The following is a 14,805-nucleotide window of genomic DNA, read 5'->3' as shown; positions in this document are numbered from 1 at the left end:
TTAAAAGGACTGAGTCCGGTACAATATCGAAAACAATCCTTTAAATAACAGTCTAACTTTTTGGGGTCAGATCAAAATTGACCGCACTTTTTTATCTTTCGATAATCGAATTATTTAATCACGCCACATGCCATACGTGGGCCGCCACCGCCAAGTGGAGCTGGATGATCTGAGTGGTTGTCACCACCTGCGTGAATCATAATAGAATGACCACGAACTTCATCTAATTTTTTAAGACGTGGCGCTAAAACAGGGTTAGTTGCTGTACCATCATGTAATACAGTTAAAGCAGGTAAGTCACCTAAGTGAGCATCATCTTGCCATGGGTAACCGTGTTGTTTTGCACCTTTAGGATCCCAGTGACCGCCAGCCGCTAAACCTGCGGTTAATTTACCGTCTTTTTCTTTTGGATCACAGCTTGGATTTTCATGAATGTGGAAACCATGTAAACCTTCAGCTAAACCTTGTAGATTTGGTGTAAACACTAAACCATAATTTGATTCAGTAATAGTTACAGTCCCTACATCCTTGTTACCATTTGCAGGATCTAATTGTTGTACTTTTACTTCGATTGAAGGACCTGCTGGTTTTGCCATATGGTCATGTGCATTTGCCACGCCAGCAGCACAAATTCCGCTGATTGCTAATGCTAAGAGAGTTTTCATTTTCATTATAAGCTCCTTTACTTTAGAAAGACTCAAATTAATTCTACCTAAATACCAATAAAAAAATAGTGGTTTATATTAAATATTTGACAATTAAATTGATTTGACTTTTCTATCAATCAAACCTATCCGCCAATAAAAACTGTAAAACTGCATCCATTCTTAAATGCGGAATGCTTTCACCTTGTTGTAAAACTTGAGGTTCAAAGGAATCAAAATCAAAAGATTGTTTTGACCAGAACTCTGCACTAGGTAGTTTACTTGGTACAGACCCCGGATAAAGCGTAATAAGTTGCTTATCTACAGAACGCACTCCTTGAATAGCTTTGATTTGTTTACCGTTTTGATTAACTAAAACTTGTTTTGTCGCTCGAATCGCAGCAATTGCCGTATATTCTGTATCAATCCCCTCAAATTCTACATGACGACCACCCTCTTGCACCAATTGGCGCATTAGGCTAATTAAATTTTGAATTTGATCTGTCGTGATATGATCGGCTTTTGTTGCCACAAACATGAGCTTATCAATATTTGGGGAAAACAAGCGATTAAGTAAATTACGTTTTCCATAATGGAAATTTTTGAAAAGCTGATTAAGCCCTGTTTGCATATCAATAAAAGCTTGTTGGCTATGATTTAATGGTGTTAAGCAATCGGCTAAAATTACTTGGCGATCAAAGGTGGAAAAATAATTTTCATAAAAGCCTTTCACTACCTTATTACGATAATAATCATATCTCTTATTCAACACGGTAAAATAGCTATTGGATTTCGCCTCTCTTTTCAATTTTTGCCATTGCTCCTCGGACAAATGCAATAACGGGAAAAATTGTAATACAGGTGCGCCTTCTAATTCACCAGGTAAAACAAATCGGCCAGGTTGAATAAATTGCATTCCTTCTGCTTTACAAGCAAGCAAATAATCGGTGTAAGATTTTGCAATCTGCGCTAAAACATCTTCATTGACGACCGCACTTAGGTCGAGTTTTTTCAGTTTATCCAACCAATCTTGCGCAAACTGTTGACGAATACCCGATGTAATTTTGGCTTGTTCGAGCGACCATTGTTGAAAATCTAGATTTAGCAAAGGTAAATCCAATAACCATTCACCAGGATAATCAAAAATATCTAAATATAATGTGCCACGTTCTTTAAAATGACGAAGTAAGCCCGATTGGCGTTCAAAACGAATAGCAAGGCGTGTTTCACTTACGCCTCGAGTAGATTGACACCATTGTGGAGGATTATTCATTAAATCATTGAGATTCGCTTCATAATCAAAACGTGGAATACTTAAATCCTGCTGAGGAACACGTTTTACCGCTAAAATAGATTGATTTCGAGCAGCCTCAAATAAAGGAAGATGAGCATTTCCCTCTTGATTAATATGTAACAATTGATTAATCAAACTCGTAATAAAGGCTGTTTTACCGCTTCGACTTAGCCCTGTCACAGCTAAACGTAAAGTGCGGTCAAATCCACGATTGATTATTTGATTAATTTCCCGATTAATTGATTTAAACATATCCTAAAAATCCAATAACTAGCCATTTTTGCCAAGATATTTTACAATTCACTCAATTTATCACAAAACGGTCTTTAATGATAAAGCTATGTTACGTCGAAATGTCACTTTTTGTTTTTTATTGTGTGGGTTGAGCCAAATTAATCTGGCACAAGCCGCCCCAAGCATACCCAAAATGCTGACAGAAAACGGCTTAACATACTGCACGAATGCATCGGGTTTTTCCTTTAACCCGCAAACTGCTGACGCGGGCACCAGTATGAATGTGGTGACGGAACAAATTTATAACAAATTGTTTGATATTAAAGACCATAGTGCTGCGCTTGTTCCAGTATTAGCACAATCCTATTCTCTTTCATCTGACGGTAAACAAATTCTCATTAATCTTCGTAAAGGGGTGAAATTCCATCGTACTCCTTGGTTTACACCAACACGTGACTTTAATGCAGAAGATGTGGTCTTTTCGATTAATCGTGTTTTAGGGCATGATACTTATCTGCCAACACTTTCAGATGACGTAGTAACCTATAAAAATCCACAATATAGAATCTTCCACGAGCAAGCCAAAAAGGTTCACTTTCCATATTTTGAAAGTATTAAGCTGAATCAAAAAATTAAAAGTATCACAGCAACCAATCCTTATCAGGTCAAGATTGAGCTGTTTGAACCCGATGCCTCAATTCTGTCGCATCTTGCCAGTCAATATTCTATTATTTTCTCTCAAGAATATGCGTATCAATTAAGTGCAGATGATAATCTCACCCAATTGGACACACACCCTGTTGGCACGGGTCCTTATCAAGTAAAAGATTACGTTTATAACCAATATGTTCGCTTGATACGCAATGAAGCTTATTGGGAAAAGAAAGCCAAAATTGAAAATATTATTGTGGATCTTTCGGCGGATCGTACAGGGCGTTTAATTAAATTCTTTAATAATGAATGTCAAATCGCGTCTTATCCTGAAGTCAGCCAACTCGGTTTGTTAAGCGAAAAAGATGATCGTTATTATCTGCAATCTACGGATGGAATGAACTTGGCCTATTTGGCTTTCAATTTCCAAAAGCCATTAATGCAAGATAAAACTATTCGTCAAGCCATTTCGCAAAGCTTAAACCGTTTTAGAATTGTGCGAAATATTTACCACAATACAGCAACCGTAGCGAATAACATTATCCCTGATATTTCTTGGGCTTCTGCAATTAATACGCCTGATTTTTCTTATGATTATCAGCCCTCAGAAGCGGAAAAAACGTTACGCGATAAAAAACTCACGTTAAAGATGTGGGTAATAAACGAAGAGCAAGTATATAACCCTGCACCAATTAAAATGGCGGAACTCATTAAATGGGATTTAGCCAAAGCAGGAGTGGATATTAAAGTGCGGTCAGTAACGCGCACGTTTTTGATCGAACAATTGCGCAAAGGCACTGAAGATTACGATTTAATCTTAACGGGTTGGCTTGCTGGAAACCTTGATCCTGACGGTTTTATGCGCCCGATTTTAAGTTGTGATACACAAAAGGAAATCACTAATCTATCCAATTGGTGTAACCCTGAATTCGATAAGATGATGGATCGTGCACTATCCACCAATCATTTGTATGAACGCTCTAAAGCGTATAACAATGCGCAAGAGCTCATTTTAAACGAATTACCTATTGTGCCAATTGCAAACGTAAAACGACTTTTAGTCGCACGTGGTAATGTAAAAGGAATTGAAATGACCCCATTTGGGGGCATCAATTTTTCTACCTTGTATTTCATGAAAAATAAGGAGAAAAAATAATGCTCTTTTCAGCAATTCGTTATGTCATTTGGGTAAGCATTTTATTATTGGTTTTATCCGTATTAAGTTTTGTGATTTTAATGCGAGATCCGCTCAATGCTGATCTTGTCACAAACAACATTTATAGTGCTTATTATCATTACCTTACATCATTGTTACAGGGCGATTTAGGAATTACCTATAACGGCGGAGAATCGTTAAAAGATTTAATTTTTACGGTATTACCACCCACATTAGAGCTCTGTTTTACCGCACTTTTATTGGCTTGTATCTTAGGTATTCCTCTCGGCGTATTAAGTGCGGTCTATAATCAGCGCCCTTGTGCACGTGCATTGCAAAGTATCTCTAATATTGGTTTGTCTATTCCTATTTTCTGGTTTGCCCCGATTTTACTCTATGTAGCAGCGATTCAAAGCTGGGAGATTGCAGCCATTGGGCAGTATAATTTACTGTATGAAATCAAACCTATCACAGGCTTCCCTACCATTGATATGTGGTTTGTTGATGTCCCTTACAGAACCAAAATCGTACAAAACGTTTTACAGCATTTAGCCTTACCGACATTAGTACTTTGTATTCTGCCGACAATGGAATTTATCCGAATCATTCAGCAACGAGCTGATTATTTACTTCAACAAGAATATGCCAAAGCGGCTGTAACACGTGGATGGTCGAAATGGACGATTTTAAAACGTTACGTTTTTCGTAATACATTTCCATTATTGATTCCACAGCTTACTCGCGTATTTACCTTAGTATTAACACAATGTATGTTGGTAGAAAACGTTTTAGGTTGGCCAGGAATCGGACGTTGGCTGATTGATGCCGTAACCCAACAAGATTACAACAGTATTTCGGCTGGTGTCGTAGTGATCGGTGTTTGCATCATCATTATTGATACCTTAGCCAAGTCGCTGATGTTTATGTTAGATCCATTTAATAAGAAGGGCTGGTATGCAAGATAGAGAACCTGATGAATTTCGCGAAAGCACCTCCTTCTTTCAAATTTGGTTGCTTTTCCGCCAAAATCGTGTGGCATTATTTAGTTTCTATTTATTTGTTATCCTGATTTTGGTCGCTATTTTCCCGAAACTCATCATGCCTTATAGCGAAAGCATGGAGTTTGTGGGAGAAGAATTGATGCCGCCATCTTGGGTAGAAAAAGGTCGTATCGCCTTTTTCTTTGGCACGGACGATCTTGGCCGAGATGTACTCAGTCGATTAATAATGGGGACACAATACACTCTTGGTTCATCCCTTTTGGTGGTTATCGCTGTGGCAATTATTGGGGGCGCACTAGGTATTCTTGCGGGTATGTCTGACGGGATTAAAGCGCGTTTTTTAGGTCATTTTTTTGATGCTTTTTTATCGATTCCTATTTTGCTGATTGCCATTATCATTTCCACGTTAATGGAACCAAGCTTAATGAATGCGATGTTTGCTACCCTATTGGCTATTTTGCCGTATTTTGTGCATGCCATTTATCAAGCGATTCAGCAAGAGCTGAAAAAAGACTATGTTCTCTTACTCAAATTAGATGGGATTTCAAACTGGGAGCTATTAAAAAGCACAATTTTGCCGAATATTAGTGCCATCTATACGCAAGAAATCGCTCGTGCGTTTGTGGTGGCAATTTTAGATATCACAGCATTAAGCTTTATTTCTCTTGGTGCGCAACGCCCTATGCCAGAATGGGGGGCGATGATCAAAGACTCACTGGAGTTAATTTATCTTGCGCCTTGGACTGTCTTATTACCTGGTTTTGCTATTATTTTTACCATTTTATTAAGCATTATTTTTACTAACGGATTGTGTCAAGCAATCAATAAATATTACGAGTAACCCATGGCGCTGTTAGATATTCGCAATCTTAATATTGAAATTCAAACACCAAACGGCCGCATAAAAATTGTGGACGGTGTCAATCTTTCGCTTAATGAAGGTGAAATTCTAGGACTTGTCGGTGAGTCAGGTTCAGGTAAAAGTTTAATTGCTAAAGTAATCAGTAATTCTATTAAAGACAACTGGATTGTCACGGCTGACCGTTTTCGTTTTAATGATGTTGAATTACTTAAACTGACACCTAATCAACGTCGAAAAATCGTTGGAAAAGAAATTTCAATGATCTTTCAAAATCCATTAAGCTGCCTAGACCCAAGTCGAAAAATCGGCAAACAGCTTATCCAAAGTATTCCCAATTGGACCTTTAAAGGCCGTTGGTGGCAATGGTTTGGTTGGAAAAAACGTCGCGCAATTGAATTGCTACACCGTGTAGGTATTAAAGATCACCAAGACATTATGGCAAGTTATCCAGATGACCTCACTGAAGGTGAAGGCCAAAAAGTGATGATCGCCGTAGCAGTGGCTAATCAACCTCGTCTATTAATTGCGGACGAACCCACGAATTCTTTGGAATCTATTACGGCCTTGCAAATTTTCCGTTTGCTTTCGAGCATGAATCAAAACCAAGGCACAACGATTTTATTAGCAAGTAACGATCTTAAAAGTATCAGCGAATGGTGTGATAGTATTTCCGTCCTTTATTGTGGGCAAAATACAGAGTCTGGGCCAACCGACCAAATATTAGAAATGCCTCACCATCCTTATACGCAGGCATTACTTTACTCTGTGCCGGATTTTAGTCGTCCTTTAAATTTTAAAAGCAAATTAGGGACACTAGAAGGCACAGTGCCGATTTTGGAGCAAATGCCTATTGGTTGTCGTTTAGGGCCACGTTGTCCTTTCGCTCAACGTGAATGTATTCAAAAACCAAGCCGCTATCGTATTAAACAGCATGAATTCTCCTGCCATCATCCGATCAACCTTCGAGAACGGCAGTTTAAAGATAAAGTGGCCGCTTCACCGCTTACGCTCAACACAGAATCAAAAGGAAACGAATAATGCCATTATTGAAAGTGGAAAATCTCAGTAAAACCTTTGATGGTCCAGCCAAACTTTTTGGCTCTGAGCAGTTTTATGCGGTAAAGGACGTCAGCTTTTCGCTTAGTCGGAAAGAAACACTTGCGATTATTGGTAAAAATGGTTCAGGAAAATCGACCTTAGTGAAAATGATCGCAGGGATTACGCCCCCGACTTCGGGGAAAATCTTATTTAATGATTTACCGCTCCAATTTGAAGATTTTCACTATCGTGCACAACATATCCGAATGGTTTTACAAGATGCAAATTCAGCGTTTAATCCTCGGTTGAATATTGGCCAAGCCTTAGATGCACCGCTGCGATTAATTACCGACTGGGATGAAGAAACACGTAATCAAAAGATCTTTGAAACCCTTTCGTTAGTAGGACTTTACCCTGATTACACCAATCTTAAAATTAAACATCTCTCTGTTAGTCAAAAACAGCGGATCGCTTTGGCTCGTGCACTCATTCTGCAGCCTGAAGTGATTATTATCGATGACGCACTTGGTACATTAGATGCCTCTGTTCGTGTTCAATTGCTTAATCTAATTCTAGATTTACAAGAACATTTAGGTATTTCCTATATTTATGTCGGACAACACTTAGGGATTATCAAACATATTGCGGATCAAGTCTTGGTGATGGATGAAGGTGAAATTATCGAGTCAGGTACACCAAGAGAGATCTTTACCAATCCTCAAAATAATATCACTCGCCTTCTTGTAGAAAGCCATTTTGGTCAATTACTCGATAAAAATGCTTGGCAAACAACCACTTCCTAAGCATCTTCAAATACAAGTTAGACATAGACATCTCAAAAAAACATCTTTAAAATTGACCGCTCTTTTCATTCTTTTAACAAAATAGGAAAGCAACTATGCAAGCATTATTAAAACTCACTAACTTTGTGAGCAAAACTTTCGCATTATGGGCGATTGTTTTTGCTCTTCTCGCCTTTCTCTTCCCAGCACAATTTAAAATTTTTGCACCATTCATTCCTTACCTTTTAGGTTTAGTAATGTTTGGTATGGGGATTACCTTAACGTTTGCTGATTTCAGTGAAGTGGCTAAACATCCTAAATCTGTATTCATTGGTGTAGCAGGTCAATTTATCATTATGCCTGCTATCGCATTCGGATTAGCAAAAGCCTTTGATTTACCTGCTGATTTAGCAGTTGGTGTGATTCTGGTGGGTTCTTGCCCGGGTGGTACTTCATCAAACGTAATGACTTACTTAGCGAAAGGTAACACCGCACTTTCTGTTACTTGTACCACAATCTCAACCTTACTTTCACCAATATTAACCCCTGCTATTTTCTATGTATTAGCAAGCCAATGGTTAGATATTAATGCGGGCGCGATGTTTATGTCTGTATTACAAATGGTATTGTTCCCAATTTTCTTAGGTTTAGTCGTTCATGCTCTCTTCAAAAAACAAGTAGAACAAGCAAGCCAAACTATGCCATTAGTCTCTGTTATTTCTATCGTCTTAATCTTGGCAGCGGTAGTGGCAGTAAGCAAAGACAAAATCATAGAATCAGGCCTATTAATTTTCAGCGTAGTAGTTTTACATAACTGCTTAGGTTATTTAATTGGGTACTTTGCGGCAAAATTATTTAAACTTAATACAGCGGATAGTAAAGCGGTGGCAATTGAAGTGGGCATGCAAAACTCTGCTTTAGGTGCAGCACTAGCTGCCGCTCATTTCAACCCAATTGCGGCGGTGCCAAGTGCTTTATTTAGTTTCTGGCACAATGTATCGGGTCCAATTTTGGCGAACATTTTCTCTAATATCAAAAATGAAAAATAAGCGATTTGGGTAAAAAAATAAGGGCGGAAATTACATTCTGCCCTTTTTACATTTTACTGTCTTACTTAACCGAACCACAATTTAAACAATACAAATACTGCCCTTTTGGATCATTAAATTTGGTTAACACATTCAGTTGTTTTTTCACTTGATGCACTTCCTGTGGTAATCCCAACCAATTTGTCAGTAAGGCTTGACCTTTTTGTTTAAGCTTACGATCTAATTGAGCTAAGAAGCTATTATCTTCATCAACCAACCATTGCACACTAAAGGTATCCATATATTTATCCGGATTTTGGTTTACTAGGGCACCAGCTTTCTCAATAGATACATCTATATCACCTAATTCATCCACCAAACCATTTTTATGTGCATCTTGCCCTAACCAAACTTGGCCTTGAGCAATTTTATCTACTTTGTCTTTTGATAATTGACGCCCACGGCTTACGACATCTAAGAAGCGGTCATAACCATTTTCAATACCAAGTTGATAGATATCTTGAGTATTTTTATTCAGAGGGCTTAAAGCTGATGTTTCCGCGAGATCTGTTGTCGCTACCCCATCGGTACTCATTCCCATTTTTTTAATCGTGTTTTCAAAGGTTGGGAATAATGTAAAGATCCCAATGGAACCCGTAATCGTATTTTTATCTGCCACAATATAATCTGCAGTAGATGAAATCCAATAACCACCAGATGCAGCCATACCGCCCATAGATACCACAACAGGCTTACCTGCTTTTTGAAGATTTTCAGTTTCCTGACGAATAATTTCTGATGCAAAAGCGCTACCGCCCGGAGAATTAACACGGAGAACAACTGCCTTCACTTTCTCATTATCGTGAGCCTGTCTTAATAATCTCGCAATGGTATCACCACCAGCAGACTCTTCATCACTTTCTCCATCAATAATTTCACCTTCCACATTCACAACAGCCACAATATTTGGTTCATCTGGTGCAGATGCAAAACGGTCCTCTAAATGAGGTAGATAATCTTCAAAATCTAATAATTTAGTATTTCCCTCTGCATCTTGACCAAAAAATGCGGTCAATTTTTTATCTAAATCCAATCTTGTCGCAAAATGTGTCACTAACTGACGTTTTTTCACATAAGCCGTTTCATCACCCTTTAACACTTTTAAATCACTAATATATTTTTGTGCATTCGGTAATACATCATTAGCGGTAATATGACGATTAACCATTAACGTTTGCATATAGTTTTGCCACATGCCCCCAAGCCATTTTTGCATATTCGCTTTTGCTTCTGGCGACATATCATCACGCAAGAAAGGCTCTACCGCGGACTTATATGTCCCCACTCGGAAAATATGCGGCGTAATTTCAAGTTTTTCGAGCATGGATTTAAAGTAAAGATTTTCCTGACGCAAACCTTGAATGCTGACTTGTCCAATCGGATTGAGATAAATTTCATCCGCAAAACTCGCAAGAAAATATTGTGATTGTGTGTAATTGTCAGCATAAGCAATAACTGGCTTTTGTGATTCTTTAAAACTTTGAATGGCCTTTCCTACATACTCTAATGATGGAAGATCCCCCCCTTCAAAGTCATTTAAATTCAACACTAAACCACGAATTCGTTCATCATCTTTTGCAGATAAAATACTTTGCACCACATCAAAGGTTGAATATTTATAAGAGACTTTTTTATTATTTAAACGTTGGAATTCCTTTTCCCAACTCAACATATCTTCCGTGTTATCCGCAAGATAGCCCGTTAAATTTAAATATAATGCACCTTGATCACCTGATAAAACTTGGGTTTTCTTGCCATCACCCAAAAGACCGACAAGAAAAACCAATGCTAAAACAAATAATAAAAACACAAAATTCATCACAAGATTTCGGATAAAATTGAGTGCTTTACAACAAAATTTCAATACGTTTAATATGGCATTCATGTGAAATTAAACCTTTAAAAACAGAAATAAAAATTGTGCGTAGCCTATCATAAAGTTTAGTGAAAAACTATGTTATAATTAACCGCACTTAAAACTAAAAAAGGGAAAAACACTATGGACGCATTAACTCTTTTAACACAACGCAAATCCAATAAAAAATTAACAGCTCCCGCCCCTAGCCAAGTGCAATTAGAACAAATGTTTCAAGCGGCTTTACGTGCACCTGATCATGGTAAACTCGAACCTTATCATTTTGTCGTGATGCAAGGTACTGGTTTAAGTAAATTAGAGAACTTACTCAAAGCAGCTGTAACTGAATTTAATTTAGGTGAAGAGCGACTAAAAAAAGCAGAAAATTTTGCACGACGCGCACCGATGGTTATTGCCGTCATTGCTAAAATTAATCATGAAGTCGCCAAAGTTCCTGGTTGGGAACAAATGCTTACTGCAGGTGCAGCAACTTATGCTCTTCAACTTGCTGGTAATGCGCTAGGCTTTGAGAGCTTTTGGGCAACAGGTCCACTTATTGAAGGACGTGAATTACGTGAAGCATTTGGCTGTGGTAAAAATGATAAGATTGTTGCCTTATTACAAATTGGTACAGCAGCTGAAAAATTAGAAAAAGAGTGTAAACCAAAAGATTTATCACGTTTCGTGAGCCATTTATAAAAATCAAAAAAGGCGGAAATTCCGCCTTTTCTATTCCTTTTATTCTAACTCGCCTTCTATCCCACTTCGGATTTTATGTTCAAACGCCGTATAATCCACTAAAAAGGCATCATGACCATAATCCGAGGGAAACTCGTAAAATTTTAAATCGACTCCCGCTTGTTCTAAAAGCTGTTTACTTTTATGTAAATCAATGGATTTAAATAGTTGATCTGTCGTGACGGATACTAACGTATAACGTGCTTTAATTCGAGATAAAGCTTCTTTTACATCCGTATAACCAACACTTGGGTCATACAGATCGAGTGCGCGTAATAAATGCAAATAAGTGTTGGCATCAAAACGATCTAAGAATTTTTTGCCTTGATAACTCAAATAGGATTCTACTTGAAAGTGGTCGCCCCAAAATTGCCCTTCAGATTTAGTTGCACGACCAAATGCCTTAGCCAACTGCACATCGGTACGATACGTTAACATTCCTAACATTCGTGCAATGGAAAGGCCTTGATTAGGTGGCGTGCCATCATAATAGTCACCATTATTGAAATTCGGATCATTAATCACCGCTTGACGCATGACATGGTTAAAACCTATGGCTTCCGCACTAAAGAAGATAGAAGAACAAAGATTGACAATGTTATCCATAAAATCAGGATAATCAATTGCCCATTGTGTGGCTTGCATACCACCAAAAGAGCCACCCACTATTGCTTTTAAATGTGGGATACCAAGATGCTCAAGCAAAGCTTTTTGCACTTTGATAATATCTTGAACGATGATATTTGGGAACTGGCTACCATAAGGCTTTTCAGTAATTGGATTTATCGAACTCGGGCCCGTTGTGCCTTTACAACCACCTAATACATTTGAACAAATAAAAAAGTATTTAGATGTATCAAAAGCTAGACCTTCGCCCATAAAGTTTTGCCACCAACCATCTTTATTCGGTTCATCAAAATAAGGTTCTGCATCTCCCGTTAAGGCATGACAAATTAATACAGCATTGCTTTTATCTGCATTTAAAGTCCCGTAAGTTTGATATGCGACATTGATAGGCGAAAGCTGACCACCCAATGTTAATTGGAGGGGATTGTCTTGAAAAAGCACGACATTTTGCACAGCCATTAAATGATAACCTTTTACGTTGATGATTTAACAATTATCAACAGCTCATGTTTTTTGTCAAGAAATTTTAGACGTTTAGACGTCTAAATATTTTCTTATCAATTCAGTAAATAAATTACACTTGAACTTACATTGTTTTTTCAGTATGTTAGCAAAATGCAACTATCTAAAACGCTGTCAAAAATGACCGCTCTTTCCTGGCTCTCATGCCTTCCTCTAAAAAAACTCCTCGGTTATATCTTGGGGCTCTTTTTACTTGTCTTGATAGGTTGCTTCACCATTGATCGTGCCGTGAGCTTTTATGTACAAGACCGTGTGTATGAAGATCTCGAAACACTCCCGCATCGCCATTATGCATTGGTACTCGGTACATCCAAATATGTTGCCAAGGGAAAAACCAATAAATATTATGATTACCGCTTGGAAGCATCAAAACTCTTGGTCGAGCAAGATAAAGTCGATTATTTACTACTAAGTGGCGATAATCGCACGCTTCAATATAACGAGCCTCGCACCATGTTTTTGGATCTACGCAAAATGGGCGTATCTGAAAGTGTGATGTTTAAAGATTTTGCAGGATTCCGCACCTTAGACTCCGTTGTACGCGCAAGCAAAGTTTTCCAAGTGCCCTCTTTTACTATTATCAGCCAAAAATTCCATTGTGAACGTGCACTACTGATTGCTAAGTACTACGATATTGATGCAATTTGTTTTACTGCAAAAGAACCCGAAATGTATTTTGGGATACGTATTCGCGAAATATTTGCTCGCGTGAAAGCCGTGTTAGACTTAATTATTGGTGTAAAACCTTATTTCCTTGGTGCACCAGAGCCTCTGCCAATACCTATCGAATAGTTAATGATTCTTTAATTTTTACCCTATTAAATCAAAAAATATCTAAATAATTGGTTTTTTACTCTATTTTTTTGGAGTATTTATTTGACAATTTTTGATGAAATCGCTATTTCTAATACCTAATCATAAAACACAACATCTTACTTTTCATTTTTAGAGGATTATCTTATGTCTCATTTATCGGTAGCAAAATTTGGTGGTACATCTGTTGCAAACTACTCAGCTATGCAGGCCTGTGCCAAAATCATCATTGCAGATCCTAATACTCGCGTTGTGGTGCTTTCAGCATCAGCTGGTGTGACAAATTTATTAGTCGCCTTAGCAAATGGCGTGAAAGCTGAAGAACGTGCAAAATTAATCGGTGAAGTCCGTCAAATTCAGGAAAATATTTTAAATGAATTACAAGACGACAGCCATGTACGTCCTATCATCGAAAAATATTTAGAAAACATTACCGCACTTTCTGAAGCAGCAAGCCTTGCGACATCAAAAGCTTTAACTGATGAAATCATCAGTCAAGGTGAAATGATGTCGACACAAATTTTCATTGAAGTATTAAGAGAATTACAAACTACCGCAACTTGGGTTGATGTACGTAGTTTAGTGGCAACTAATGATAACTTTGGTAAAGCCGCACCAGATGACTCTCAAACTCAAGTAAACTGCGATAATTTATTAAAACCATTAATTGACCGAGGTGAATTAGTCATCACCCAAGGTTTTATCGGCCGTGAACCAGGTGGTAAAACGACTACTTTAGGTCGTGGTGGTAGTGACTACTCTGCGGCACTGTTAGCTGAAGTATTAAATGCAAAAGACGTATTAATTTGGACGGATGTAGCGGGTATTTATACGACTGATCCGCGTATTGTACCCAATGCACAACGTATTGATACAATGAGTTTCTCCGAAGCTGCTGAAATGGCAACCTTTGGTGCGAAAGTATTACACCCTGCAACACTACTTCCAGCTGTGCGCAGTAATATCCCTGTTTATGTCGGTTCTAGTAAAGCGCCTGATGCAGGCGGTACTTGGGTAACACGCGATCCACAACCACGTCCTACATTTCGTGCAATTGCATTACGTCGCGATCAAACCCTATTAACCCTTTCAAGTCTAAGTATGCTACATGCACAAGGCTTCCTGGCGAATGTATTCAATATCTTGTCCAACTATAAAATTTCCGTCGATACAATCACCACGTCTGAAGTGAGCATCGCATTAACCTTAGATAAAACAGGATCTGTTTCATCCGGTATCGAATTACTTTCTCCAGAATTGCTAAATGAATTAAACCAATATTGTACCGTAAGAGTGGATACGGGAGTCTCACTTGTGGCCTTAATAGGCAATGATCTACACCTTGCCTCAGGTGTAGCTAAACGCATATTTAATACCTTAGAAAATTATAATATTCGTATGATTAGCTATGGTGCAAGTACGAATAATATTTGTATGTTAGTACAGAGTGACAAAGCGGATGATGTAGTTCGTTCATTACATAAATCGTTGTTTGAATAA

At 38.0% G+C, this 14,805-nt stretch carries 13 protein-coding genes; 9 read left to right on the top strand and 4 right to left on the bottom strand.

Features of this window, described 5'->3' with window-relative positions:
* Positions 1-110: 110 nt before the first annotated feature.
* Positions 111-671 (bottom strand): superoxide dismutase family protein, encoded by a 561-nt coding sequence (gene sodC, locus ACXVWP_RS09645; protein ID WP_005695896.1) that lies wholly within the window; start codon positions 669-671, stop codon positions 111-113.
* Between the two features lie 109 nt (positions 672-780).
* Positions 781-2,190, bottom strand: coding sequence for a YcjX family GTP-binding protein (locus tag ACXVWP_RS09640; protein ID WP_289901689.1), 1,410 nt, complete (start codon positions 2,188-2,190; stop codon positions 781-783).
* 88 nt (positions 2,191-2,278) lie between these two features.
* Between ACXVWP_RS09640 and ACXVWP_RS09635 the strand changes: the two genes are divergently transcribed.
* The 6 genes from ACXVWP_RS09635 (at position 2,279) to ACXVWP_RS09610 (ending at position 8,711) form a co-directional block, all read left to right on the top strand.
* Positions 2,279-3,979, top strand: coding sequence for an ABC transporter substrate-binding protein (locus ACXVWP_RS09635; RefSeq protein ID WP_289901688.1), 1,701 nt, complete (start codon positions 2,279-2,281; stop codon positions 3,977-3,979).
* Positions 3,979-4,944 (top strand): ABC transporter permease, encoded by a 966-nt coding sequence (locus ACXVWP_RS09630; protein WP_128787245.1) that lies wholly within the window; start codon positions 3,979-3,981, stop codon positions 4,942-4,944. The genes ACXVWP_RS09635 and ACXVWP_RS09630 overlap by 1 nt, the downstream gene beginning before the upstream one ends.
* A complete protein-coding gene (locus ACXVWP_RS09625) occupies positions 4,934-5,821 on the top strand; it encodes an ABC transporter permease subunit (protein ID WP_197555727.1) in 888 nt (295 codons plus the stop codon). Before ACXVWP_RS09630 ends, ACXVWP_RS09625 begins: the two co-directional genes overlap by 11 nt.
* A gap of 3 nt (positions 5,822-5,824) precedes the next feature.
* Entirely contained in the window at positions 5,825-6,880 is a 1,056-nt protein-coding gene (locus ACXVWP_RS09620) for a peptide ABC transporter ATP-binding protein (RefSeq protein ID WP_197541940.1), read from the top strand.
* Entirely contained in the window at positions 6,880-7,683 is an 804-nt protein-coding gene (locus ACXVWP_RS09615; RefSeq protein ID WP_289901687.1) for a peptide ABC transporter ATP-binding protein, read from the top strand. The genes ACXVWP_RS09620 and ACXVWP_RS09615 overlap by 1 nt, the downstream gene beginning before the upstream one ends.
* A 95-nt stretch (positions 7,684-7,778) precedes the next feature.
* Complete coding sequence (locus ACXVWP_RS09610; RefSeq protein ID WP_297569738.1) at positions 7,779-8,711, top strand: bile acid:sodium symporter family protein; 933 nt, start codon at positions 7,779-7,781, stop codon at positions 8,709-8,711.
* A gap of 61 nt (positions 8,712-8,772) precedes the next feature.
* On the opposite strand, the gene sppA is transcribed toward ACXVWP_RS09610, so the two are convergent.
* Positions 8,773-10,635, bottom strand: coding sequence for a signal peptide peptidase SppA (gene sppA / locus ACXVWP_RS09605; protein WP_297569740.1), 1,863 nt, complete (start codon positions 10,633-10,635; stop codon positions 8,773-8,775).
* A 114-nt stretch (positions 10,636-10,749) separates the two neighbouring features.
* Here sppA and ACXVWP_RS09600 point away from each other — a divergent pair, with 114 nt between their 5' ends.
* Positions 10,750-11,304, top strand: a complete 555-nt coding sequence (locus ACXVWP_RS09600) for a nitroreductase family protein (RefSeq protein WP_265469627.1) — start codon at positions 10,750-10,752, stop codon at positions 11,302-11,304.
* Between the two features lie 39 nt (positions 11,305-11,343).
* Here the strand turns inward: ACXVWP_RS09600 and metX are convergent, their stop codons facing one another.
* Positions 11,344-12,429, bottom strand: a complete 1,086-nt coding sequence (metX, locus tag ACXVWP_RS09595; RefSeq protein ID WP_297569741.1) for a homoserine O-acetyltransferase MetX — start codon at positions 12,427-12,429, stop codon at positions 11,344-11,346.
* Between the two features lie 183 nt (positions 12,430-12,612).
* Here metX and ACXVWP_RS09590 point away from each other — a divergent pair, with 183 nt between their 5' ends.
* On the top strand, positions 12,613-13,284 hold the full coding sequence (locus ACXVWP_RS09590) for a SanA/YdcF family protein (protein ID WP_458473374.1): 672 nt from the start codon (positions 12,613-12,615) through the stop codon (positions 13,282-13,284).
* 168 nt (positions 13,285-13,452) lie between these two features.
* Positions 13,453-14,805 carry a lysine-sensitive aspartokinase 3 gene (gene lysC, locus ACXVWP_RS09585; protein ID WP_297569745.1) on the top strand — a complete coding sequence of 451 codons (1,353 nt, stop codon included), beginning with the start codon at positions 13,453-13,455 and terminating at the stop codon, positions 14,803-14,805.

The sequence above is a fragment of the Haemophilus sp. SZY H56 genome, from assembly GCF_054332415.1.
Note: the sequence above shows the minus strand (reverse complement) of the source record. Positions and strands in the feature narration are given on the sequence as shown.